Consider the following 21,823-nt stretch of genomic DNA (forward strand, 5'->3'; position numbering starts at 1 on the left):
GAGCCGCGCCCCCGAGGGGGCGCGGCTCCTTCATGCCCGCGTGCGGGTTCAGGCCGCGGTGACCGACAAGGCGTGCCGGAAGACGTTCTTCGGGTCGTAGGCGGCCTTGACCTGCTGCAGCCGCGGATAGTTGCCCTTGTAGTAGAGCGTCTGCCAGGCGACACCCGAGGTGTTGTACGCGGTGTCGGTCAGGTCCGTGTCCGGGTAGTTGATGTACGACCCGTCGTCGGGCCCGTCCGGCAGCGGAACGCCCCCGGTGTCGCCGTAGAGGTCCTGGTAGAGCGCCCTCATCCGCGCCAGGTGCCGCTCGTCCTGCGCCGGGTCGGACCAGTAGGTCGTGAAGTTGGCCTTGAGGATCGAGTCCCGCTGCGCCAGCGCCGTGTCGGCGGGAGCGACGGCGCCGACCCGGCCACCGTACGAGTAGAGGAGTATCCCGGCGTGCCCGTCGTAGGCGCGGTCGGAGAGGGCGCGCCACAGCACGGCCGTGCGCGCGTCGGACCAGCGCTCGCGCAGATAGGCCCCCTTGGACTTGGTGCGGTTGAACGCGCCGGTGTCGTAGGGGTCCTTCAAGGTCGTCTTCAGCCAGGGCCAGCGGCTGGTGGCGGTGGCGTGGGCGACGCCGACCCCGTCCGTGACAGCGGCCACGTACCTGTTCATGAGGTCGTCGGCGTCGGCGAGGGTGCCGTCCAGCTGGACGTTGAGGACGATGCTGCCCTGCGCGTAGTTGTTCAGGATGAGCACGCTGTGCAGGCTCGCGTACGGGGTACCGGCCTCGCTGTTGGCCTCGTGCCAGACGCCGTGATTGCGCACGATCCGGGCGAACGCGGCCTCGGTGAGGTCCGCCCACTTCCAGCTGACGGTGGTCTTGAGGAGGGTCGCGGGCGGCTTGGGCAGCAGGGCGGAGGGCGTGCTGCCGGTGGCGCCGGGCGAGCGGAACCAGTAACGCGTGACGACCCCGAAGTTGCCTCCTCCGCCGCCGGTGTGGGCCCACCACAGGTCGCGGTGCGGGTCGCCGGCCTCCCGGGTGGCCACGATCGACCGTACGGTCCCGGAGGCGTCGGCCACGACGACCTCCACGGCGTAGAGATGATCGACGATCGTGCCGTGCTGGCGGCACATCGCGCCGTAGCCGCCGCCGCTGACATGACCGCCGACACCGACCGTGGGACAGGTGCCGCCCGGTACGGACACGCCCCACTCCAGGTAGAGGGTGCGGTAGACGTGCCCGAGCGTGGCACCGGCCTCGACACAGAAGGCGCGGCGCGCGCTGTCGTACGTGACGGAGTCCATCTCGGACAGGTCGATGAGCACCCGCACGGCCGGGTCGTCGACCAGCCCGTCCAGGCAGTGCCCGCCACCGCGCACGGCAATGCGCTTGCCCGCGCTCACGGCGTCCCGGACCGCGGACACGACCTGCGCCGTGCTGTGCACCAGCCGTATCGCGTCGGGTCTCGCGGCGAACCTGGCGTTGTAGCCGCGGGCCGTCAGATCGAGATAGCGGGGGTCGTCGGGGGTCACGGTGACCGTGTCGACGACCGTGCCGGACGCGTCGGCGGCGCGCGCCGTGCCGCCCGCGGCGAGGGTGGTCGCGGTGGTGGCGGTGGTCGCGGCGGTGGCGGTGGTCGCGGCGGCTACGGCACCTGCCGCGCCGAGGAATCCCCGGCGGGTCACTGGGGCCATGGTGTCTTCCCTTCCTTCTGTCTCTTTCCGTCTTCACGAAATGGCGCTGCCGCCCCAGGGGGCCGGGGCGGCAGCGGGTGGAGCGGTGTGCGTGCGGGCGGTTCAGACGACTTCGTGGCCGCTCACGGTGGACTCGGGAACGTCCTCGCGGACGTCCCAGTGCTCGGCGATACGGCCGTCGTCGATGCGGAACACGTCGACGACGACGGTGCCGCGGGCGTCGGGCGTGGGCCGGAACCGGGAGTGCACGAACACCAGGCCGTCGTCGCTCGCGACCCGGCGGATCTCGAAGCGGGCCTCGGGCAGCTGCTTGCGGAAGCCGTCGATGAATTCGACCAGCGGGGCGCGCCCGTCGGGCAGGTTCGGGTTGTGCTGGATGAGGTTGGCGGCGAGGTACTCGTCGGCCCGGTCGGTCTGGCCCTCGTTCCAGACGTTCTCGAGGTAGTCGCGCACAAGCTGCACGTGGTGGTGCTGGGACATGGTTTCTCCTGAATTTCGCTGTGTGGTGGGTGGTACGGGGGTCATGCGGTGCGGAAGGTCATACGGTGCGGGCCGGCTCGGGGACCTCGGGGACGACGCCGACCTTGCGCGCCGACGCGGCGTGCGCGAGCGCGGCGAGGACGAGGATGCCGAGGGCGATCGCCGGGATGGGCCCCGCGCCGATGCCCGGCAGGAACGAGCTGCCGACGAAGCTGCCGAGGCTCATACCGAGGTAGAGCGCGGCGGCGTTCATGGCGAGGATCATTCCGGGCTGGGTCGGCACCAGATCGACGAGCCGGGCCTGTTGGGGCGCCTGGTACATCTGGCTGAAGAACGCCCAGTACGCGAAGACGGCGAGCCCGGGCGTCGAGTGCGGCGCGACGAGCAGCAGCGCGAACCCGGACGCGAGCCCGACCACCGAGACGGTGATGGTGCGCGCGCCGCCGATCTTCTCGGCGATGCGCGGCGACAGGGCGTTGCCCGCGACGCCGATGACGCCGAAGGCGAGCAGTGTCGCGGAGATCAGCCCGGACGACGCGTCGAAACGGTCCTTCAGATACGCGCCTGCGATGCCGTAGACGGTGAACTGCGCCGACATGAACAGCAGCGTCGTCGACACGGTCGACAGGGCCGCCGGCGTGCGCAGCGCGTTGCGGTAGGCCTGGACGGTCGGCGGTTCACCGGCCGGGATCTCGGGGACGTAGACGGCGACGAGGACACAGGCGATGGCCGACAGGGCCGCGACGCCGAGGAGCGCGGGACGCCAGCCGAGGCTGCCGCCGAGGAACGAGGCGAGCGGCACACCGAGCACCGCCGCCGCGGTCATCCCCGCGAAGACGACGGCGAGGGCACGCTGCCTGCGCTCGGGCGGCACGATCAGCGAGCCCGCGGCCGAGGAGCCGGGTCCGAAGACGGCCGCGCCGATCGCGCCGAGGACGCGGGTCGCGGTCAGGAAGCCGTAGTTGGGGGCCACGGCGCTGAGCGCCGCACCGACGGTGAGCAGTCCGATGCCGAGCAGCAGGACGCGCTTGCGGTTCCACCGGCGCAGCAGGATCGGGGCGGCCGGCGCGAAGACGGCGAACGTGAGGGCGAAGACAGTGACGAGGAGCCCCACACGCGCGGGCGCGACATGCAGGTCGTCCCCGATGGGGCCGTTGAGGCCGACGACCGCCAGCGAGATCGTCCCCAGGCTGAAGTACCCCAGGGACAAGGCGAGCAGAGCCGGCATCGTGCCGCGAGACGGCATGGCGGCACCTCCTTGATTCATGCCGAAGTGGTGGGTACGAGGAAGTGAGTACGCACGAGAACGTGAGTGCGTGAGTACGTGCGAGAAGGCGGGTACGAAAGAACGCTAGGTGTGCGGGGCGCGGGGGCCCGGGCCGTGTCCGCGCAGGCGCGGCATTCCCTCAGGTCGAGGTCGGTACTACGTCAACTGGGTTTGCTTGCAGGGACGTTGTCCGTGTGAAAGATCAGCGGGACCTGGCGTCCGTGGGCGATGAGCCAGTACTCGGCGCCGTTGACGGCGGCGAGGATCGCGCCGGCCGCCACCAGCGTGGCGAGTCCCGGCAGCCGGGGTGCCAGCGCGGCGAGCGCGGCCAGGGCGATGCCGCCGCCGAACCGGGTCGCGGAGGCCGCGCCGAACATCCTGCGGCGCGTGTAGCAGAAGGTCAGCATGAACAGCGCGGCTCCGGCGGGCAGCAGCGCCGCGGCGAACGAGGGCGGCGCGGCCATCGGTTCCCGCACGATGAGATCGGCGCCCACGGAGACCAGCAGCAGGCCGGACACCAGGACGAGATGGCCGTAGCTGAGCACGTCGCGCACCACTACCGCGGGCGTCGGGTGGGTGCGCAGCGCGTGCGCCACGGCGGAGGCGACGAGGTGGAAGTACAGCCACCACAGGGCGCAGCCGATGAGGAAGGCGAGCGCGACCGCGAGCAGTTCGAGGGTGCCGGGCTCGGTCCCGGCGAGGCCCGCGCCGACGGTGAGGACGTTCTCCCCCAGAGCGATGATCACGAACATGCCGAATCGTTCCGGCAGATGGTTGACGCCGAAGGCGAGCTGCCTGAGGTGCCCGCTCAGAACGAGTGGGGCGAGGAGCTCGGCGACGACGGCGAGCACCCAGAACGCCGGCCGCCAGGCGTCGGGCAGCACCGCGCAGCCGAACAGCGCGAGCGCGAAGGCGAGGCCGGCTCGGTAGGGGTGGATGGTGTAGACGGCGCACTCGCGGCGTATGGCCTCGCCGATGAGCAGGCGTAACGCCAGGTAACACCCCGCATACAGGAGCGCTTCCGTCCGCGACTCCAGGGCGTGCGGTGCCGCGACCCCCATTCCGTAGGTGGCGAGACCCGCGAGCAACAAGAAGACGCGCTGTGCGCTGGTCTCGCGTACGGCGTTCATGGCCATGACGACATCCACCCAGGCCCACCACAGGGGGACGAGGACGAGCAGACAGGCTCCCAGGGAGTGCCAGCCCGCGTGCCCGGCGAGCACGTGCGCGATCTGCGCGACCCCGAAGGCGAGCACCAGGTCGTAGAAGATCTCCGTCCAGGTCGCCCGGTCGCGTACCTCCGGGCGCGTTCGTACCGTGACTTCGGCCACCGCCGCACCAGCCTTCCGCTCGGTCCTCATCGGTCGGTCATCGGTGCCCGACTGTGGGCGGTAGCGGGCGTGCGGCGGCCCGGCGCGAGGCGACACATGGGACATTCCAGGAAGTCGGGGGCCTGGCTGTACCAACTCGGCCCCCGCGCGGGCGGCCTACGATGAGAGGGCCAGTCCCGTACGCACCAGGAGCGAGAGTTGTACTTCACCGACCGCGGCATCGAAGAGCTGGAGAAGCGGCGTGGCGAGGAGGAGGTCACCTTCGAGTGGCTCGCCGAGCAGCTCCGCACGTTCGTGGATCTGAACCCGGACTTCGAGGTGCCGGTGGAGCGCCTGGCCACGTGGCTGGCGCGGCTCGACGACGACGAGGACGAGGACGAGTAGGTCCTGCCCGAGCCCGAATCCTCCGGGCGGGCGGGTCAGTCGCGGGCCGCGCGCATCCTGTCGTACGCGAGTCCGAGCGCGCCGTGCACGAGCAGCAGCGCGCCTGCCGTGAGCCAGCCGCCGCTGCGCCGCCGGACGCCGTGCAGCGTGAGCGGCACCCCGGCCGCCAGCTGGGCGGCGGCCAGACAGCGCCCCTTGGGACCGCGCATCCAGGGGCCGACCCTGGTGGTCTCCACGACGTCGAGTTCGGCGTGGACGGCGTCCCGCCAGCCCTGCCACTCGACCGTCTCGGCGCCGTCCTGGGCCCGGGCGCTCTCGCGCAGCCGGTCGGCCGGTTCACCGGGGGCCAGTCCCGGGGGCAGGGTGAGTCCGGCGCGGGCGAGGACCGCGAGCAGACCGCGCAGGCGGGCCCGGGCGTCGGCCTCGGTGCCGGGCGTGGTCAGCACCGAGAGGGACTGCATGTCGTGCACCGGGTCGAGGCCGAGGCGGACGGCGAAGGTGCGCATGGCCTCGTCCTCGCCGACCGGGGTGCCGTTCGCCAGCCACTCGTAGCCGACGGGGCGACGGAACCCCGAGGCGAGCGTGAAGCCGCTGCGGTCGGCGTCCCACCACAGGGCCAGCACCGGCCAGGGCGCGCCGACGGCGAGCGCTCCGGCCCAGCCGCCGAGGACCCGGTCGACAGGTTCGCCGCCGCCGTCCGCCGCGGCCAGCCATGGCTTGCCCTCCGGGACGAGGACGCTCCACTCGTCGCCGGCCCGGACGAGCAGCATCCGCTCGTGCAGCAGCTGGGCGGCGGGGCCGACGACGGCGGGCTCGGCGCGGCAGAGCAGCAGCGCTCCGGCGGGTTGAGGGGACGGCATGACCCCACGCTAGGGCAATTCGCCCGACTTGGACCACAAATGAGCACCGCACAGACGGTCTTGACTTCCCGTATCCACGATATATCGTGTTGAGGAGAGGACGCGATATGGCGCGTTCGCTCCGGAGGAGGTCGCACCATGCCCGAGTGGTCCGTCGCGGAGCCGCAGAAGCTCGCCTTCGACGAGCCGGTGACGGCCCTGCACGTACGCATCGTCAACGGAACGGTGAACGTGGTGGGTACGGACGAAGGTTCCGCCCGTCTGGAGGTCTCCCGGATCGAGGGGCCACCGCTGCGTGTCACGCAGGAGGGCGGCACGCTCGCCGTCGCCTATGACGACCTGCCCTGGAAGGGCTTCCTCAAGTGGCTCGACCGCAAGGGCTGGCACCGCAGCGCGGTCGTCTCGCTCGCGGTGCCGAGCGGGACCCGGGTCGAGCTCGGCGTGGTCGGCGCGGGCGCCGTCGTCTCCGGCATCGACGGGCAGACGGAGGTGAAGGGCGTCACCGGTGACACCGCCCTCGTCGGGGTCACCGGCCCGGTGCGCACCAGCACGGTCTCCGGCAGCGTCGAGGCCCAGGCGGTCACCGGCGACCTCAGGTTCAACTCGGTCTCGGGCGATCTGACCGTCGTCGAGGGCTCGGGCTCGTTCGTCAAGGCGGACACCGTGAGCGGCTCGATGATCGTGGACCTGGACCCGGCGGGGCCCACGGACGTGAAACTGACGAGCGTCTCCGGCGAAATAGCCATCCGCATCCCGCACCCGGCGGACACGGAGGTCGAGGCGAACACGGCGAGCGGCGCGGTGTCCAACGCCTTCGACGGCCTGCGGGTCTCCGGCCAATGGGGCGCGCACAAGATCACCGGCCGTCTCGGTGCGGGCACCGGCGCCCTGAAGGCGACCACGGTCTCGGGCTCGATCGCCCTGCTGCGCAGGCCACCGGGCGAGGACGACGACCCGGCCGACACGCCGCCGTCCGGAACCGAAACCGCTAACGACACCCCGCCACCTCGAGCGGAAGCTCCGGCCGACACTGCGCCGCCCGGCACCGAAACCGCTAACGACACCCCGCCACCTCGAGCGGAAGCTCCGGCCGACACTGCGCCGCCCGGCACCGAGGCCGCGGCCGACACCGGGCCGGACCCCGACGACGCTTCCCCGGCCGCCACCGACCCCGTGGCCTCTCCCGCTGACTCCCCCGCCGACAAGAAGGTGCTCTGACATGGCCCCCGTCTTCGCCCACGGCCGTCTGCGCCTCTACCTCCTGAAGCTGCTCGACGAGGCGCCGCGCCACGGGTACGAGGTCATCCGCCTTTTGGAGGAGCGCTTCCAGGGGCTCTACGCGCCCTCGGCCGGCACCGTCTACCCGCGGCTGGCCAAGCTGGAGTCCGAGGGACTCGTCACCCACACGACCGAGGGCGGCCGCAAGGTGTACGCGATCACCGACGCGGGCCGGGCCGAGCTGGCCGACCGCAGCGGCGAGCTGGCCGACCTGGAGCTGGAGATCCGCGAATCGGTGGCCGAGCTGGCCGCCGAGATCCGGGACGACGTGCGCGGCGCGGCGGGCGATCTGCGCCGCGAGGTGCGTGCGGCCACCGGCCAGGCCCACGGCGCCCGGACCGGATCCGGGCCTGACCTCGGGGACCTCAGAAACCTCGCGGGCCTCGCGGATCTCACCGACCTCACGGACAACGAGTCCTGGCGCACCGCCAAGGAGGAGCTGCGCCGCGCCAAACAGGAGTGGAAGGAGCAGGCACGGCGGGCGAAGGACGAGAGCCGCCGGGCCCGCGAAGAGGCGCAGCGGGCGCGCCGCCAGGCCAAGGAGACGCAGGACAAGGTGCGGGCGCAGGCGCAGGACGAGTTGCAGCGGATGGCCAAGCGGGTCCAGGACCAGGTACAGGATCACTTCACGCGGGGTGACTGGCCGACGGGCGTGCGCGAGGGTCTGTCCGAGCTGGCGAAGGAGTTCGGCGAGTTCGGCAAGACGTTCGGCAAGGACTTCGGCTCCGGCCCGGCGAAGGAGCGCCCGGCCCCGCCGGAGCCGGAGTACCGCCCGGCGTCGGACTCGGTCTCCGCCGAGTACAGCCCGGCGTGGGCCACGGAGGACACCACCGGCGACCCGGCCCGCGACCTGGACCGCCTCCTGGACCGGTTCCGCGACGACATCCGCGACACGGCCCGCGACCACGGCGTCTCCCCCGACCAACTCAGCACGGCCCGCCGCCACTTGGCGGAAGCGGCGGTACACATCACGACGGCTTTGCGCACACCGAAGAAGTAACGCGGCGCGCCCCCGGGTGCCGCTCCGAACCGGCCCCACCCCGGGCCCACCCCGGGCCCGACATGCGGCCGGTCGACACCCGGCCGGTCGACACCCGGCCGGTCGGCACCCGGCCGGTCGGCACCCGGCACCCGGCACCCGCCCAGTCGGCTGGGCGGCTGGGCGGCTGGGCGGCTGGGCGGCTGGGCGGCTGGTTGGCTGGTCGGCCATCAACCGCCTAGGCGTCAGCTCGCCGCCGCCTCGTCACCCCCGTACAGCACCCGCTCCACCGCCGGTACGGTCACCCCGTGTTCGGCGAGCGTCTCCGAGGGGATTCCGGGGCGGGCGGCGAGGGCGAGGAGGAGGTGTTCGTCGCCGATGGCGCGGTCGTGGTGGGCCAGTGCCATCCGCAGGGACGACTCCAGAACTCCCTTGGCCTCCTTGGCGAAGGGCCGCCGCCCGCCGAGCCGGCGGCCCCCGCTCAGCGCGCCCACACCGTGGCTCTCCTCGACCCGGGCCACGATCTCGTCGACGTCGATACCGAGCCCCGCGAGAGCCTCCGCGTCCGCCTGGGACAGCCCCGCCCGGCGTCGCGCCACGAGCAGGGCCTCGCCGATCGACGCCCGTTTCTCCTCCGCGTCCACACCGAGCGCGCCCAGCGCGAAGGAGCCCCGGGTGCCACGGGCATCGAGGACCGCGAGGAGCAGATGCCCCTCGTCGACGTGCGGGGCGCGCTCGCGCTCCGCGTGGACGACGGCGCCCTTGACCACATCCCGGGCCCCTTGGGTGAACCGCTCGAACATCATCGCCTCCCGTACTTCTTGTGCACGGCCTGTCGGCTGACTCCCAGCTCGGCCGCGATCTCCTGCCACGACCAGCCCTGATTGCGCGCACTGCGCACCTGTACCGCTTCCAGTTGCTCGAGCAGCCGCCGCAGCGCGGCGACCGCCCGCAACCCGACGCGCGGGTCGCGGGCGCCCGCCTGCTCGGCGAGATCCGTTGCCTCGGTCATGGCGTCAATGTAAGTTGACATGAGTCCCATGTCAACCGCGGTTGACGCAACGGCGGGCAGCGGGCAGCGGGCGGACTCAACCGTTGAACTCGGCCGTCCGGCTGCGGGCGGCGGGCACAAAAAAGGGGCGCCAAGGCGCCCCTTTTCCCCTCACCCGCACCCCGTCGGTCAGACGCTGAGCACGACCTTCCCGAACAGCTCACCACCGGCCATCTTCTGGAACCCTTCCCGGGCCCGGTCCAGCGGCAGCACCTCGTCGATGACGGGCCGTACCCCGGTCGCGGCGCAGAAGGACAGCAGATCCTCCAGCTCGTCCTTGGAACCCATGGTCGAGCCGACGACCTTCAGCTCCAGGAAGAAGATGCGGTTCAGCTCGGCGGACTTCGGGCTGGGGCCACTGGTCGCGCCGGAGATCACCAGGGTGCCGCCCGGCTTCAGGGACTTGACCGAGTGGGACCACGTGGCCGCGCCCACCGTCTCGATCACGGCGTCCACCCGCTGCGGCAGCCGCGCCCCGGATTCCACGGCCTCGACGGCGCCCAGCTCCAGGGCCCGCTTGCGCTTGGCCTCGTCGCGGCTGGTGGCGAAGACGCGCAGCCCGGCCGCCTTGCCGAGCGCGATCGCGGCCGTGGCGACACCACCGCCCGCACCCTGCACGAGCACGGAGTCCCCGGGCCGCACGCCCGCGTTGGTGAAGAGCATCCGGTACGCGGTCAGCCACGCGGTGGGCAGGCACGCGGCCTCCTCGAAGGAGAGCTCCTTCGGCTTGGGCAGCACGTTCCACTCGGGCACCGTGACCTGCTCGGCGAAGGTGCCCTGGTACTTCTCGGTGAGGATGGAGCGCCCCTCGCGCGGCCCGACGCCGTAACCGGTCTGGCCGATGACGGAGTGCAGCACGACCTCGTTGCCCTCGCTGTCGATGCCGGCGGCGTCGCAGCCCAGGATCATGGGCAGCGCCTCCTCGCCGAGCCCGACCCCGCGCAGGGACCACAGGTCATGGTGGTTGAGGGAGGCGGCCTTGACGTTCACGGTGGTCCAGCCGGGCCGGTTCTCGGGGGCGGGCCGCTCCCCCAACTCCAGGCCGTTCAGCGGCTGATCACGGTCGATGCGGGCGGCGTAGGCAGCGAACATGACCTTGACGATAGGCGTCACGGCGGGAGCGGGGAACCAGCCACGGCTGTGACACACATCCCCTGGCGCGAAAGAGGAAAAGGCCCCGCCTCAAGCGGGGCCTCCACCACCGAACGACTCCACCGAACGACTCACCAGCAACACGGGAGACCCGGCGGACGCCGCTGCCGACCGACACCCGACCCGACGGACGCCGCTACCGACCGACACCCGACCCGACGGACGCCGCTACCGACCGACACCCGCCCCGGGCGGAAGCCGCTACCGGCGAGCGACACCCTCCGCCCGCGCCGCAGCGGCCACGGCCGCCGTCACCGCAGGCGCGACCCGCTCGTCGAACGGGGACGGAATGACGTACTCGGCGGACAGATCGTCGCCCACCACAGCGGCCAGCGCCTCCGCGGCGGCGATCTTCATCGTCTCGGTGATCCGCGAGGCCCGCACCTGGAGCGCGCCCGCGAAGATCCCGGGGAACGCCAGCACGTTGTTGATCTGGTTCGGGAAGTCCGAGCGCCCGGTCGCGACGACGGCCGCGTACTTGTGGGCGACGTCGGGGTGCACCTCGGGGTTCGGGTTCGCCATCGCGAAGACGAAGGAACCCGGCGCCATCGAGGCGACCGCGGGCTCGGGGACCGTACCGCCGGAGACACCGATGTAGACGTCGGCGCCGGCGAGCGCGTCCTCCAGCGAACCGGACAGGCCCGCCTTGTTCGTGATCTCCGCCAGCTCGCGCTTGACCGCCGTGAGGTCCTCGCGGTCCCGGCTGACGATGCCCTTGCGGTCGGTGACCGCGACGTCGCCGAGGCCCGCCTCGAGCAGGAACTTCGCGATCGCCACGCCCGCGGCGCCGGCGCCGGAGATCACCGCGCGCAGCTCACCGAGCGTGCGCCCGCTGAGCCGGACCGCGTTCTTGAGCGCGGCGAGCGTCACCACGGCCGTGCCGTGCTGGTCGTCGTGGAAGACCGGGATGTCGAGCCGCTCCTGGAGGCGTCGCTCGATCTCGAAGCAGCGCGGCGCCGAGATGTCCTCCAGGTTGACGCCGCCGAAGGACGGGGCGAGCCGCACGACGGTGTCGACGATCTCGTCCACGTCGGTCGTCGCGAGCGCGATCGGCACCGCGTCCACGCCACCGAACTGCTTGAACAGGATGGCCTTGCCCTCCATCACCGGGAGGGACGCCTCGGGGCCGATGTCCCCGAGCCCGAGGACGGCCGTGCCGTCGGTGACGACGGCGACGACGCTCGACTTCCACGTGTAGTCGTGGACGAGTTCCGGGTCCTCGGCGATCGCGCTGCACACTTTCGCGACGCCGGGCGTGTACGCCAGGGACAGGTCGTCCTTGTCGCGGATCGGCACGGTGGCCTGCACGGCCATCTTGCCGCCGCGGTGCAGCGCGAAGGCCGGATCGAAGGGCTCGTCAGTGCCTTCGTTGCCGGTACTGCTGTCGCTGCGAGGATTGACGATCTCCGCTGCCACTTGTCTTACCCCTTAAGTCTTGAACATCAGTTGAGGGTGTCCGCTCCTGGTTGAGGAGCGGGCGGGCACCGCGTACGCACCGGTCGGTCCCCGTTCGGGAACCGCTGCACAGGTGCGTACACGACGGGCGCGCCGCACGCGCGCCCTGAGCCCCGGATGAGGGGTGTAAAGAACCTTCTTACCCGACGGACCACACCGGGGACGAGCCCATACGTGATCGATCACAGCCCGGTGACATGACTCATAGCCGAATATCTGGACAAGTCGACAACGCGCGCTCGCGACGGGAGGGAAGTCGGCCCGAATGGTGAGACAGCGGACAGTTCGCCGGAGAATCTTCCGCCGCCGGGCGGCGGGTCAGCAGATACTGCGGCCCCATGCACCGTGATGGGCCGCCATGTTGGTGGTCTTGGCGCACCCGTTATCCGATTTTGACATCGCCGAGCCCCAGATGCGCCCCGTCCGAATGGCAAGATGCCGTCATCACACAAGGTCGTGACACCCGAAGGTGTGTGCCAAGGCGACCGACTCGGCAACTCCACCCATCCCGCCGGAGGACCCAACCATGACCGCAAGCACCACCCGTCGCACGACCGCGAACTCCGCGAAGTCCCGGATAGCCGCGGTCGGCGCGATCGCGGTCGCCGGCACCCTGCTGCTGACCGGCTGCGGTGACCAGACCGACAAGTCCGGGAGCGGTGACTCCACGAAGGATTCGAGCGCGTCGGCCTCGAAGTACAAGCTGCCGGCGAAGATCAAGGACGCGGGCGTCATCAAGGTCGGCTCGGACATCGCCTACGCGCCGATGGAGTTCGACCAGGACGGCACGCCCACCGGTGTCGACATCGACCTCGCGACCGCTCTCGGCAAGGAGCTGGGCGTCGACTTCAAGTTCGAGAACGGCACCTTCGACAACCTGATCCCGTCGCTCGACAGCGGTCGCTACGACCTGATCATGTCGGCGATGAGCGACACGAAGGAGCGCCAGGCCAAGGTCGACTTCGTCGACTACTTCAGCGCCGGTGTCTCCATCCTGGTCAAGAAGGGCAACCCCGAGGGCATCAAGTCCGCCGCCGACCTGTGCGGCAAGACCATCGCCTTCCAGCGCGGCACGGTCTCCGCCGGCGTGGCCAAGTCCGCCGACGCCAAGTGCCCGGCCGGCAAGAAGATCAAGACCCTCACCTACGACACCGACCCCGAGGCGCTGCTCCAGGTGAAGCAGGGCCGCGCGGTCGCCGACCTCAACGACTTCCCGGTCGCGGCGTACAACGCGAAGACCTCCGGCGGCGGCAAGGACTTCGAGGTCACCGGTGACCAGGTCGACGAGGGTCCGTACGGCATCGCCGTCACCAAGGAGAACACCGAGCTGCGCGAGGCGGTCTCGAAGGCCCTGGACGCCATCATCGCCAACGGCGAGTACGGCAAGGTCCTGAAGAAGTGGAACGTCGAGCAGGGCGCGGTCGACAAGCCCGTCCTCAACGGCGGCTCCGAGTAAGACCCCGAGCGGAAAGTTCTCCCGTGACCGACAAGAAGTCCAACGGCCCGGCCGATACTCCGCCGGCCGGGGCCGATCTCACCAAGACCTCGGCCTCGGCCTCGCTGCCGCCCGCGGCCATCGAGGCCGTCCCGGTCCGCCACCCGTGGCGCTGGGTCAGCGCCGTCGTGGTGGTCGCCCTGCTGGTCATGCTCGGTATGGCCTTCGCCAACGCCAAGGTGGAGTGGGGCGACGTCCCCGAGTACCTGTTCAAGGAACGCATTCTCAAGGGTGTCTGGAACACCCTGTGGGTGACGCTCCTGTCGATGGTCATCGGCGTGATCCTGGGTGTCGTGCTCGCCGTGATGCGGCTCTCCAAGAACCCGGTGACGTCGGCCTTCGCCAACCTCTACATCTGGGTGTTCCGCGGTACGCCGGTCTTCCTCCAGTTGCTGATCTGGTACAACCTCGCGCTGATCTTCCCCGTGCTCAACCTGGGGCCGATCTACAAGAACGAGATGACCGAGGTCATGACCCCGTTCATGGCGGCGCTGCTGGGCCTCGCGCTGAACGAGGGCGCCTACATGGCGGAGATCGTCCGTGCGGGCATCCAGTCCGTCGACGAGGGACAGACCGAGGCCGCGCACGCGCTCGGCATGAGTTCGACCAAGACGATGAGCCGGATCGTGCTGCCGCAGGCCATGCGCGTGATCGTGCCGCCGACCGGCAACGAGTTCATCAACATGCTCAAGACCTCGTCGCTCGCCTCCGCGATCACCTTCACCGAGGTGACGTACGTGGGCCGGCAGATCTCCTCGCAGCAGCTCAACGTGATGGAGATGTTCTTCGTCGCCGCGATCTGGTACCTGGTCCTGACCAGCGTCTTCAGCGTGGTGCAGTTCTACATCGAGCGCTACTACGCCAAGGGCTCCGTGCGGAACCTGCCACCGACCCCGTGGCAGCGGATCAAGGCGAACCTGGGCCGCGGTCCGCGCCTGATGGGAACGAGGTAAGACCTGATGACGACGGCAATGGTCAAGGCCGAAGGCGTCCACAAGTCCTTCGGCAGCGTCGAGGTCCTCAGGGGTATCGACCTGGAGGTCAAGCAGGCCGAGGTCTTCTGCCTCATCGGCCCGTCGGGCTCCGGCAAGTCGACGTTCCTGCGCTGCATCAACCACCTGGAGAAGATCAACGCCGGTCGGCTCTACGTCGACGGCGAGCTGGTCGGCTACCGGCAGCAGGGCGACAAGCTGCACGAGCTCAAGGACAAGGAAGTCGCGGTGCAGCGGCGGGACATCGGCATGGTGTTCCAGCGCTTCAACCTCTTCCCGCACATGACGGCGCTCGAGAACGTCATGGAGGCTCCGGTCCAGGTCAAGGGCGTCTCCAGGGCCCAGGCCCGGGAGCGGGCCGGGCAGCTCCTCGAGCGCGTGGGCCTCGCCGACCGGGCGAAGAACTACCCCTCGCAGCTCTCCGGCGGCCAGCAGCAGCGCGTGGCGATCGCCCGCGCGCTGGCGATGGACCCGAAGCTGATGCTGTTCGACGAGCCGACGTCGGCGCTCGACCCGGAGCTGGTCGGTGACGTCCTCGACGTCATGCGTGACCTCGCCGAGTCCGGCATGACGATGGTCGTCGTGACACACGAGATGGGCTTCGCGCGGGAGGTCGGCGACAGCCTCGTCTTCATGGACGAGGGCGTGGTGGTCGAAGCGGGGCTGCCCCGGGATGTGCTGACCAACCCTCAGCACGAGCGGACGCAGTCGTTCCTGTCGAAGGTGCTCTGACCCTTCCGGACCGGCGGGGAAAAGGGGCGCCCGGGGTTCTGACCCCGGACGCCCCTTTTCCGGCTTGGTGGGCAGGTGCGGGTCTCGTCGTGGCTGATCGCGCAGTTCCCCGCGCCCCTGGAGCATGCGGCTTCGCCCCAGCCCCATAGGGGCGCGGGGAACTGCGCGAGAAGCCCCCACCGGCCGGCAGCCCGCGACGAACCGCAACCCGGCCCCCGGGAACGTCACTTCAAAGCAAGAACAACCGCATCGGAGGGCGACCTCCAAACGGCCCGAGCCTCCCCGAACCCCGCCCCGCGCAGCGCCTCCGCATGCCAGGCCACCGACGGCATGTCCCCGTCGGCGTGCTCCCCGTAGATCTCGAACCGCTCAGCCGTCGGCCCGGCCAGGACAGGGTCCTTGGCGGCCAGCGCCCACCATTCGGCCCAGTCGAGCGCCCCGCCCGCCTTCGCCGAGTCCATCCCCGCATGGCGCAGCGCCCGCTCCGCGGCATTGATCCGCGGCGTCGTGCCGTCGATCATGTGATCCGCGTTCATGAAGACGCCGCCGTCACGGACGAGGCCGGCGAGCTGCCCGTAGAGCGTCGCGAGAGGGCCGGAGTGCAGCCAGTGCAGTGCGGTGGCGGTGAGCACGGCGTCGTACGAGTCGTGCGGCAGCGCCCGCGTCCACTGCGGGTCCTTGAGGTCGGCCGTCACGAAGCTGACCCGCTCGTCGCCGTCGAAGGTGCCGCGCGCGATGGCGAGCAGGGCCGGGTCCAGGTCGACGCCGACGCTGGTGGCCTCCGGGAAGCGCGTGAGCAGCCGGTCGGTGATGCTGCCGGTGCCGCAGGCGAGGTCGAGCACGCGGGGCGCGCGGCCCACGCACGCCTCGACCATGTCGAGCATGACCCGGAACCGCTCCTCGCGGTCGGGCATGTACCACTCCTGCTGCCGGTCCCAGCTGCTCTGCCAGGCTCGCCAGTCGGCGGTGTGGCCGGTACCGGTGGCGGTCTCGGTCATGAAAGCCCTCCCGTATGCGTAATACCCTGAAAGCCGAAGCGAGCATTACCTCACTCGACCATGACGATAGACCGCCCCGGTAAGGACTACAAGTGGAATTGGCCTATTACTCGGACTATGCCGTCCGCCTCGTCAACACCGAGGAGCCGGGCCGCGGCAAGGACAGCCTGACCTCCGTGGATGCCGTACGCGGCCTCTTCGGCAGCAACCAGGAGGCGGCGCGCAGGGCGGCGGACGCCGACCTGACCCGCTTCAGGAGCGTCCGGGTCCGGCTGCGCGCGGTGTTCGAGGCGGCCGCCGGCGGCGACGAGACGCTCGCGGTGAATCTGCTGAACTCACTGCTGCTGGAGTTCCCGGTGAGCCCGCAGATCTCCGGCCACAACCACCGCGACGACGACGGCCGCCCGCTGTGGCACATGCACCTGGCCGACCATCCGTCCAACGCGACGGCCGGTTATGCCGCCATCGCGGCGATGGGGCTCGCCTTCCACCTGACCGAGTACGGCGTGGAGCGTCTCGGCCTGTGCGAGGCGGCCCCGTGCCGCAACGCGTTCCTGGACACGTCCACGAACCGCTCCCGGCGCTACTGCTCGGACCGGTGCGCGACCCGCGCCAATGTCGCCGCCTACCGCGCCCGGAAGCGCTTGGAGGCGGAGCGGCCCGACCGACCCGACAGTACGGGGCGCACGGCGCCGAACGCCCAGGACAGCACGGCCGTCACCGACCGCTGACCCTCGCCCTGGGTCCACGGCTTGCGGCGCCGCAGCCGCCCGCGGACCTTGGCGAGCACCAACTCGTCCGGCACGACCCCGTACACGGTGCTGTCGCCGCCGGCTCCGGGGTTGTCCCCCAGCACCCACCAGCCGCCCTCGCGCCGCTCGGCGATCCGCTTGACGACGAGCAGATCCTGCTGGAAGGGGTGGCGCAGCACGACCACGTCTCCGGGCCGTACCCGGGCGCCGTGCTGCACCAGCATCCAGTCGCCGTGGTACAGCGTGGGCACCATCGACGGGCCGTCCACCTCGATGATCTGAAACGGCACCTTAGTCCCGCGCACTTCCTCGATCGCCTCGGGCATCAGCCGACCCTCCCGGTTTCCATCCGCCGGTCCCATCCTCCACCAGTCCCAGTGTCGCCCTGGACTTTTGGCCTAAGCCCCCGGGGGCACCCGAGAAAACCCGTGCTGCACGGAGTAATGTCGCATCCGAGAAGACGATCACGAGGAAGGACAGCAACATGCTTTCCCGCCTGTTCGCCCCCAAGGTGAAGGCCAGTGCCCACTGCGACCTCCCCTGCGGCGTGTACGACCCGGCCCAGGCCCGCATCGAGGCCGAGTCGGTCAAGGCCGTCCAGGAGAAGATGGCCGGCAACGACGACGCGCACTTCCAGGCTCGCGCCACGGTCATCAAGGAGCAGCGCGCCGAGCTCGCGAAGCACCACGTCTCGGTGCTGTGGAGCGACTACTTCAAGCCCCCGCACTTCGAGAAGTACCCGGAGCTGCACCAGCTGGTCAACGACACCCTGAAGGCCCTCTCGGCCGCCAAGGGCTCGACCGACCCGGCCACGGGCCAGAAGGCGCTGGACTACATCGCCCAGATCGACAAGATCTTCTGGGAGACCAAGAAGGCCTGATCCAGGCTTGCTTGAACCCTGGTTCCGGCGACCGGCGAGCGGTGCACCCTCGCAGGCCCCGGACCACCCGAAGGGGCCCGACCGACGAACTCGGCCGGGCCCCTTCGGCGTGGAAGCGGCGGCCGGCTCACCCGCTCCGGGTCCGCCGGCGAAAGGGCCGGTCCCGTTCGGAGACCCGGCCCGCGGGCCCCGCCGAGCGCAGCACGACGTCGAGAGCGGCGGCCGGATCAGCCGCGTAACAGGTACTGAACCAAGCCATGTTCGCCTCGACGACCGCCCACCGCTCACCGATGAGCCCGATGTCGAGCACCACCCCGCTGGGCAGCGACTCCCCCTGTGCCGCCAGCAGCCACGCCGCGAAATCCAGGGCGCCCGCCTCGTAACGGTGGCCGGCGAGGGGGCGGGCGTCGAGCCTGCCGTAGGTCGCGTACTGCGAGCCCGTACGGACCTCACCGTCCAGGACGAACAGACGGAATTCCGCGGTCCAGGTGACCACATCGGCGATCTGAACCGTCGTCCCCGGCGGCAGTACCACCTCGTCCGGGAGCGCGCGTCCATCGGGGTACACCGCGGCCGGGAAGGACTTGTCGGTCGGCGGTTTCACGAAGGCGGGGCCGGTCAGGGCGCGGGCCTCGGCCAGCGTGGCGGCGGTGACCGTGCGGCCGGTGAAGGTGCGGGGCAGCTCGGTCAGCCAGCCGTCCGTCGGCTCCAGCAGAGACACGGCCAAGTCGTCGACGACGTACGCCGCGAAGGCCGGGCCGCCGTAGTAGTGACCGCCGTCGCGCCCTCGCAGCGACGCGGCCCCGCCCTGTGCCGAGAGTTCCTCGACGGCCATACCCCGCCGCCGCGCGGCGTCCGCGAGCAGTTCACGGGTGGGGGTGGCGTGCGGGGTGACGGCGAGGAAGCTGCGGGTCATGGCCGCTATGGAAGCACGCGGCGGTTGGCGGGCCCGTCCCGCCTCAGTCCGTCTCCAGTACCGCGCGCGCGGCGGCGAGCAACCGGTCGCGGTCCTTGCGCACCGACGCGAACTCGGCCGCGTGAGCGCTGAGTTCGCGCCGCTGGAGGCGTTCCGCCACCGACCACCACACGCCGCCCGTGTTGTGTGCGCGCTTGCACTCGATGTCGGCGACGGCCGTGCCCCGTTCCCGCTCCGACCGCTCGGTGTTGCCGTCCTGGCCGCGCCCCCACGTCTTGTCCGTGAAGGATTTCCTCGGATCGGCGTACCGCTCGAACCCCTTGTCGGCCACACAGTCCGCCCACACCTTGAAGGCGCGGCGCACCCGCGGATCCCGCTCGGCCTGCTTACGGACGGCCTCTTCGCGCTCGGAGACGTACGTCCACATACGTTCGCGGTCCCGGATCCCGCGCTCCAGCCGCTGATACGCCTGTCCGTAGCAGCCGCTGCGCTCGCCGTCCCGGTCGCCGTAGTAGACGGCGGACTCCTCGGCCGTCATCCGGCGCCCGGCGGGCTCGCGCGGGGCGATCTTCTTCGCCGGGTTCCAGCCGTATCCCCAGCGCCGCGCGTTCCCCAGATCGTAGGAGCCGACCGGGCCCGTACCCACGGCGACCATCGTGGACGTGAAAGAGACGGCCATACCGGGGTACTTCGGGTCCCGCGGGAAGTCGGCGAAGCCGTGCCGGACCATGCAGCGCTGGGTGAGCAGCTGCGTCGCGGACTCCAGCCGGTCGTACGCCTTCTCATCGGCGCCGTCGAACTCATAACTCGCCAACGGCAGTTCGGGCATCTCGTCGTCCGACCACACGACCGGCGTCCCGTCCGCCCAGACCTTCGCGTGCCCGCCGTAACCCCCGTCTCCCCCGTCTCCCCCGACAAGTCCGATCGCCATCACTGCGGCGACGACACACACCACCCCCCGGCGTCTCACTCCGCGCCCGCCCCGATCTTCCGCACGACGCGCGCCGGGTTGCCCACCGCGACCACGTCCGGCGGCAGGTCGCGGGTGACGACGGCGCCCGCGCCGACCACCGTGTTCGCGCCGATCGTGACGCCGGGGCAGACGATGGCCCCGCCGCCCAGCCACACGTTGTCGCCGATCGTGATGGGCTTCGCCGCCTCCCACTTGGCGCGCCGCGGCTCGGGCTCGACCGGGTGCGTGGGGGTGAGCAACTGGACGTTCGGGCCGATCTGCACGTCCTCGCCGATCCGGATGGGCGCCACGTCCAGCATCACGGCCCCGCAGTTGACGAACGTCCGCGCGCCGACGCTGATGTACCGCCCGTAGTCGACGGAGAGCGGCGGCCGCACCACGACGTCCTCGCCGACCTCGCCCAGCAACTCCCGCAGCAGGGCGCCGCGCGCGGGCAGGTCGGTGACGCTGCTCGCGTTGTAACGCTCGGCCAGTTCGGCACCGCGCAGCGCGTCGGCCGTCAGGTCGGGGTCGTCGGCGATGTAGAGGTCACCGGCGAGCATGCGCTCCTTCTGGCTACGGGTCTCAGGGCGCGGCCAGTCCCGTACCTCGGTCACCGCGCCGACCGGCAACGGCCCGTACACGTGCGGGAACTCGGCCCCGCCGGGCTCCCCCGGCTCCACGCGGACCGGCACGTCGAGCCGCCCGCGGTCGACGACCAGGACCACCAGCTCGCCGGGAGCCGGCTCGGTCCCGTACAGCGACTCGGCGACACCGCGCAGCTGGTGCGGGAACGAGCAGTGGATGAACCCGACGTCCTGGAGGGTCTTGCCCCGGGTCGACATCGTGTACGTACCCGTGGCCCGGGCGCTCTCCCACAGGGCGCGCTCGGTGATGTGCAGCAGTTCGATCGTCATGCGCTCAATGTATGAGCCGGCCAGGAGGGGGCGTGAACCGGGACGCACCCGGCCCCGGCTCGCGCCCCGCCATGGCCGGCTCATGGCACGAGCCGGGACGCGCGGACTCGCAAGTACCGCTGTTCCGGGCGGCTGAGCGTGCCGGCGGCGGCCTTTTGGTAGGCGCGCGGGCCGCGTCCCGGTCCCCGGCGAGCTCAAGGAGACGCGCCCGGTCCTGTTCGTCGAGCCTGCCCAGTTCACCGTCGCCGTCGGTGCGGTCCGCGCGGCGCGCGGCGGTGAGCGGCATCAACGCGAGCAGCCCCGTGATTTCGCGCTACGAGCGGCTTCACCTGAGACGTCGGAACGGCCGGCGCGCTCTCGACACCGCCCGCACGCCTTTCGCCGCGCACGCCGTATCCCGCGCACGCCGTTTCTCCGCGGACTTCCAGTCTGGCGGCGCGTTGCTACCGCTTCCTGCTGTACCGGCGGACGATCACGCCGTTCCCAAAGGTGCGGTTCTCCGCCAGCTCGAACTCGGCCAGGTCGTACTTCCGGCCCGCGAACATCGGCATCCCGCCACCGAAGGTCACCGGGTACGTCTTGATCACGAGGTCGTCGACCTCGTCCGCGAGCAGCCCGGCCAGCTGCGCCCCGCCGCACAACCAGATGCCCAGCGCACCGTCCTCGGCCTTGAGCTCCCGCACCTTGGCGACCACGTCGTCGTGGATCAGCTCCACGTTCGGGTGCGGGGATTCGTCGAGGGTGCGCGTCGCGACGTACTCGCGCATATGCCCGTACGGGCTGAGGACACCGGCGTCGATACCGACCTGATAGCTGCGGCGCCCCTGGATCACCGTGTCGTACTTCTTGTTCGCGATCCCGTCGAGGCCGAGCATCCTGCGCCCCTCCACGGCAATGGTCTCCGGGTACTCCTCCATGAGGAACCCCCGGAACTCTTCGTCGACGAAGGGCATGAACATCATCCCGTCGCCGGACTCGTCCCCGATGAAGCCGTCGATGGACACGGCGACGAAGTACGTGAGCTTGCGCAAGCTGGTCTCTTTTCGTTGAGGACATGGGGCACGGGTGGGAGCCTTCAAACCCCTCACCCCACCCCGAACCACTTCAGTTATAGTGCTTCAGTTGTAGTGGTTGCAAGCCTTTTGAAGCCGGTAGGTACAGGAACCGGTAGGTACAGGAACCGGTAGGTACAGGAACCGGTAGGTACAGGAACCGGTAGGTACAGGAACCGGTAGGTACAGGAACCGGTAGGTACAGGAACCGGTAGGTACA

24 protein-coding genes and 1 pseudogene are annotated in these 21,823 nt (G+C 70.7%); 8 read left to right on the top strand and 17 right to left on the bottom strand.

What is annotated here, in order from left to right; translation table 11 throughout:
- Positions 1 to 48 precede the first annotated feature (48 nt).
- The 4 genes from ABD366_RS22315 to ABD366_RS22330 all read right to left on the bottom strand — a co-directional run bounded on the left by ABD366_RS22315 (position 49) and on the right by ABD366_RS22330 (position 4,758).
- The gene (locus ABD366_RS22315) at positions 49 to 1,680 is read right to left on the bottom strand and encodes an FAD-binding oxidoreductase (RefSeq protein ID WP_324772405.1); all 1,632 of its coding nucleotides are present in this window, start codon (positions 1,678 to 1,680) and stop codon (positions 49 to 51) included.
- 102 nt (positions 1,681 to 1,782) lie between these two features.
- Positions 1,783 to 2,160 carry a nuclear transport factor 2 family protein gene (locus tag ABD366_RS22320; protein WP_324772404.1) on the bottom strand — a complete coding sequence of 126 codons (378 nt, stop codon included), beginning with the start codon at positions 2,158 to 2,160 and terminating at the stop codon, positions 1,783 to 1,785.
- Positions 2,161 to 2,218: 58 nt separating this feature from the next.
- Positions 2,219 to 3,406, bottom strand: a complete 1,188-nt coding sequence (locus tag ABD366_RS22325; RefSeq protein WP_324772403.1) for an MFS transporter — start codon at positions 3,404 to 3,406, stop codon at positions 2,219 to 2,221.
- Between the two features lie 182 nt (positions 3,407 to 3,588).
- A complete protein-coding gene (locus ABD366_RS22330; RefSeq protein WP_324772402.1) occupies positions 3,589 to 4,758 on the bottom strand; it encodes a low temperature requirement protein A in 1,170 nt (389 codons plus the stop codon).
- A gap of 198 nt (positions 4,759 to 4,956) precedes the next feature.
- Here ABD366_RS22330 and ABD366_RS22335 point away from each other — a divergent pair, with 198 nt between their 5' ends.
- Complete coding sequence (locus ABD366_RS22335) at positions 4,957 to 5,142, top strand: DUF6104 family protein (RefSeq protein ID WP_018102711.1); 186 nt, start codon at positions 4,957 to 4,959, stop codon at positions 5,140 to 5,142.
- A 35-nt stretch (positions 5,143 to 5,177) separates the two neighbouring features.
- On the opposite strand, the gene ABD366_RS22340 is transcribed toward ABD366_RS22335, so the two are convergent.
- The gene (locus ABD366_RS22340) at positions 5,178 to 6,002 is read right to left on the bottom strand and encodes a hypothetical protein (RefSeq protein ID WP_324772401.1); all 825 of its coding nucleotides are present in this window, start codon (positions 6,000 to 6,002) and stop codon (positions 5,178 to 5,180) included.
- Positions 6,003 to 6,140: 138 nt separating this feature from the next.
- Here ABD366_RS22340 and ABD366_RS22345 point away from each other — a divergent pair, with 138 nt between their 5' ends.
- Together ABD366_RS22345 and ABD366_RS22350 are read left to right on the top strand one after the other, a co-directional pair.
- On the top strand, positions 6,141 to 7,220 hold the full coding sequence (locus ABD366_RS22345; protein ID WP_324772400.1) for a DUF4097 family beta strand repeat-containing protein: 1,080 nt from the start codon (positions 6,141 to 6,143) through the stop codon (positions 7,218 to 7,220).
- 1 nt (position 7,221) lies between these two features.
- Positions 7,222 to 8,280: a PadR family transcriptional regulator gene (locus ABD366_RS22350; protein WP_324772399.1), complete on the top strand. Its 1,059-nt coding sequence runs from the start codon at positions 7,222 to 7,224 to the stop codon at positions 8,278 to 8,280.
- Positions 8,281 to 8,504: 224 nt separating this feature from the next.
- On the opposite strand, the gene ABD366_RS22355 is transcribed toward ABD366_RS22350, so the two are convergent.
- The 4 genes from ABD366_RS22355 to ABD366_RS22370 form a co-directional block, all read right to left on the bottom strand.
- Complete coding sequence (locus ABD366_RS22355; protein ID WP_324772433.1) at positions 8,505 to 9,062, bottom strand: Clp protease N-terminal domain-containing protein; 558 nt, start codon at positions 9,060 to 9,062, stop codon at positions 8,505 to 8,507.
- Positions 9,062 to 9,271 (bottom strand): helix-turn-helix domain-containing protein, encoded by a 210-nt coding sequence (locus ABD366_RS22360; RefSeq protein ID WP_207827323.1) that lies wholly within the window; start codon positions 9,269 to 9,271, stop codon positions 9,062 to 9,064. Before ABD366_RS22360 ends, ABD366_RS22355 begins: the two co-directional genes overlap by 1 nt.
- 168 nt (positions 9,272 to 9,439) lie before the next feature.
- On the bottom strand, positions 9,440 to 10,402 hold the full coding sequence (locus ABD366_RS22365) for a zinc-binding dehydrogenase (RefSeq protein WP_324772398.1): 963 nt from the start codon (positions 10,400 to 10,402) through the stop codon (positions 9,440 to 9,442).
- Positions 10,403 to 10,663: 261 nt separating this feature from the next.
- The gene (locus ABD366_RS22370; RefSeq protein WP_324772397.1) at positions 10,664 to 11,878 is read right to left on the bottom strand and encodes an NAD(P)-dependent malic enzyme; all 1,215 of its coding nucleotides are present in this window, start codon (positions 11,876 to 11,878) and stop codon (positions 10,664 to 10,666) included.
- A 565-nt stretch (positions 11,879 to 12,443) separates the two neighbouring features.
- On the opposite strand from ABD366_RS22370, the gene ABD366_RS22375 reads away from it, so the two are divergent.
- The 3 genes from ABD366_RS22375 to ABD366_RS22385 are packed head-to-tail and all read left to right on the top strand — an operon-like array spanning position 12,444 to position 15,136.
- Positions 12,444 to 13,373, top strand: coding sequence for an ABC transporter substrate-binding protein (locus ABD366_RS22375; RefSeq protein WP_324772396.1), 930 nt, complete (start codon positions 12,444 to 12,446; stop codon positions 13,371 to 13,373).
- A 23-nt stretch (positions 13,374 to 13,396) separates the two neighbouring features.
- Positions 13,397 to 14,365 (top strand): amino acid ABC transporter permease, encoded by a 969-nt coding sequence (locus tag ABD366_RS22380; protein ID WP_324772395.1) that lies wholly within the window; start codon positions 13,397 to 13,399, stop codon positions 14,363 to 14,365.
- An 18-nt stretch (positions 14,366 to 14,383) separates the two neighbouring features.
- Positions 14,384 to 15,136, top strand: coding sequence for an amino acid ABC transporter ATP-binding protein (locus ABD366_RS22385; RefSeq protein ID WP_324772432.1), 753 nt, complete (start codon positions 14,384 to 14,386; stop codon positions 15,134 to 15,136).
- Between the two features lie 224 nt (positions 15,137 to 15,360).
- On the opposite strand, the gene ABD366_RS22390 is transcribed toward ABD366_RS22385, so the two are convergent.
- The gene (locus tag ABD366_RS22390; RefSeq protein ID WP_324772394.1) at positions 15,361 to 16,134 is read right to left on the bottom strand and encodes a class I SAM-dependent methyltransferase; all 774 of its coding nucleotides are present in this window, start codon (positions 16,132 to 16,134) and stop codon (positions 15,361 to 15,363) included.
- Positions 16,135 to 16,226: 92 nt separating this feature from the next.
- Between ABD366_RS22390 and ABD366_RS22395 the strand changes: the two genes are divergently transcribed.
- Positions 16,227 to 16,865, top strand: coding sequence for a CGNR zinc finger domain-containing protein (locus tag ABD366_RS22395; RefSeq protein WP_324772393.1), 639 nt, complete (start codon positions 16,227 to 16,229; stop codon positions 16,863 to 16,865).
- On the opposite strand, the gene sodX is transcribed toward ABD366_RS22395, so the two are convergent.
- Positions 16,760 to 17,212, bottom strand: coding sequence for a nickel-type superoxide dismutase maturation protease (gene sodX / locus ABD366_RS22400; RefSeq protein WP_324772392.1), 453 nt, complete (start codon positions 17,210 to 17,212; stop codon positions 16,760 to 16,762). The two genes, ABD366_RS22395 and sodX, sit on opposite strands and share 106 nt — an antisense overlap.
- A gap of 158 nt (positions 17,213 to 17,370) precedes the next feature.
- Here sodX and sodN point away from each other — a divergent pair, with 158 nt between their 5' ends.
- The gene (gene sodN / locus ABD366_RS22405; protein WP_324772391.1) at positions 17,371 to 17,766 is read left to right on the top strand and encodes a superoxide dismutase, Ni; all 396 of its coding nucleotides are present in this window, start codon (positions 17,371 to 17,373) and stop codon (positions 17,764 to 17,766) included.
- Between the two features lie 127 nt (positions 17,767 to 17,893).
- Here the strand turns inward: sodN and ABD366_RS22410 are convergent, their stop codons facing one another.
- From ABD366_RS22410 to ABD366_RS22435, 6 genes and pseudogenes are all read right to left on the bottom strand, one after another.
- Positions 17,894 to 18,682 (bottom strand): ATP-grasp domain-containing protein, encoded by a 789-nt coding sequence (locus ABD366_RS22410; RefSeq protein WP_324772390.1) that lies wholly within the window; start codon positions 18,680 to 18,682, stop codon positions 17,894 to 17,896.
- A 43-nt stretch (positions 18,683 to 18,725) separates the two neighbouring features.
- On the bottom strand, positions 18,726 to 19,613 hold the full coding sequence (locus tag ABD366_RS22415; RefSeq protein ID WP_324772389.1) for a hypothetical protein: 888 nt from the start codon (positions 19,611 to 19,613) through the stop codon (positions 18,726 to 18,728).
- Positions 19,614 to 19,648: 35 nt separating this feature from the next.
- A complete protein-coding gene (locus tag ABD366_RS22420) occupies positions 19,649 to 20,197 on the bottom strand; it encodes a sugar O-acetyltransferase (protein ID WP_324772431.1) in 549 nt (182 codons plus the stop codon).
- 24 nt (positions 20,198 to 20,221) lie between these two features.
- Positions 20,222 to 20,551: pseudogene (locus ABD366_RS22425) on the bottom strand (DUF952 domain-containing protein); the annotation flags it as partial.
- 4 nt (positions 20,552 to 20,555) lie between these two features.
- On the bottom strand, positions 20,556 to 20,858 hold the full coding sequence (locus tag ABD366_RS22430) for a DUF6596 domain-containing protein (RefSeq protein ID WP_425576969.1): 303 nt from the start codon (positions 20,856 to 20,858) through the stop codon (positions 20,556 to 20,558).
- A 136-nt stretch (positions 20,859 to 20,994) separates the two neighbouring features.
- Positions 20,995 to 21,582, bottom strand: coding sequence for a dihydrofolate reductase family protein (locus tag ABD366_RS22435; protein WP_324772388.1), 588 nt, complete (start codon positions 21,580 to 21,582; stop codon positions 20,995 to 20,997).
- Positions 21,583 to 21,823 lie beyond the last annotated feature (241 nt).

The sequence above is a fragment of the Streptomyces kunmingensis genome (assembly GCF_039533535.1).
Classification (GTDB): Bacteria; Actinomycetota; Actinomycetes; order Streptomycetales; family Streptomycetaceae; genus Streptomyces; species Streptomyces kunmingensis.

What these genes read in the sequence shown, in the direction of transcription:
- ABD366_RS22315 (WP_324772405.1), bottom strand. Translation starts at nt 1,680, where the DNA reads ATGGCCCCAGTGACCCGCCGGGGATTCCTCGGCGCGGCAGGTGCCGTA.
- ABD366_RS22320 (WP_324772404.1), bottom strand. Translation starts at nt 2,160, where the DNA reads ATGTCCCAGCACCACCACGTGCAGCTTGTGCGCGACTACCTCGAGAAC.
- ABD366_RS22325 (WP_324772403.1), bottom strand. Translation starts at nt 3,406, where the DNA reads ATGCCGTCTCGCGGCACGATGCCGGCTCTGCTCGCCTTGTCCCTGGGG.
- ABD366_RS22340 (WP_324772401.1), bottom strand. Translation starts at nt 6,002, where the DNA reads ATGCCGTCCCCTCAACCCGCCGGAGCGCTGCTGCTCTGCCGCGCCGAG.
- ABD366_RS22345 (WP_324772400.1), top strand. Translation starts at nt 6,141, where the DNA reads ATGCCCGAGTGGTCCGTCGCGGAGCCGCAGAAGCTCGCCTTCGACGAG.
- ABD366_RS22350 (WP_324772399.1), top strand. Translation starts at nt 7,222, where the DNA reads ATGGCCCCCGTCTTCGCCCACGGCCGTCTGCGCCTCTACCTCCTGAAG.
- ABD366_RS22355 (WP_324772433.1), bottom strand. Translation starts at nt 9,062, where the DNA reads ATGTTCGAGCGGTTCACCCAAGGGGCCCGGGATGTGGTCAAGGGCGCC.
- ABD366_RS22360 (WP_207827323.1), bottom strand. Translation starts at nt 9,271, where the DNA reads ATGACCGAGGCAACGGATCTCGCCGAGCAGGCGGGCGCCCGCGACCCG.
- ABD366_RS22365 (WP_324772398.1), bottom strand. Translation starts at nt 10,402, where the DNA reads ATGTTCGCTGCCTACGCCGCCCGCATCGACCGTGATCAGCCGCTGAAC.
- ABD366_RS22375 (WP_324772396.1), top strand. Translation starts at nt 12,444, where the DNA reads ATGACCGCAAGCACCACCCGTCGCACGACCGCGAACTCCGCGAAGTCC.
- ABD366_RS22385 (WP_324772432.1), top strand. Translation starts at nt 14,384, where the DNA reads ATGGTCAAGGCCGAAGGCGTCCACAAGTCCTTCGGCAGCGTCGAGGTC.
- ABD366_RS22390 (WP_324772394.1), bottom strand. Translation starts at nt 16,134, where the DNA reads ATGACCGAGACCGCCACCGGTACCGGCCACACCGCCGACTGGCGAGCC.
- sodX (WP_324772392.1), bottom strand. Translation starts at nt 17,212, where the DNA reads ATGCCCGAGGCGATCGAGGAAGTGCGCGGGACTAAGGTGCCGTTTCAG.
- sodN (WP_324772391.1), top strand. Translation starts at nt 17,371, where the DNA reads ATGCTTTCCCGCCTGTTCGCCCCCAAGGTGAAGGCCAGTGCCCACTGC.
- ABD366_RS22410 (WP_324772390.1), bottom strand. Translation starts at nt 18,682, where the DNA reads ATGACCCGCAGCTTCCTCGCCGTCACCCCGCACGCCACCCCCACCCGT.
- ABD366_RS22415 (WP_324772389.1), bottom strand. Translation starts at nt 19,613, where the DNA reads ATGGCGATCGGACTTGTCGGGGGAGACGGGGGAGACGGGGGTTACGGC.
- ABD366_RS22420 (WP_324772431.1), bottom strand. Translation starts at nt 20,197, where the DNA reads ATGCTCGCCGGTGACCTCTACATCGCCGACGACCCCGACCTGACGGCC.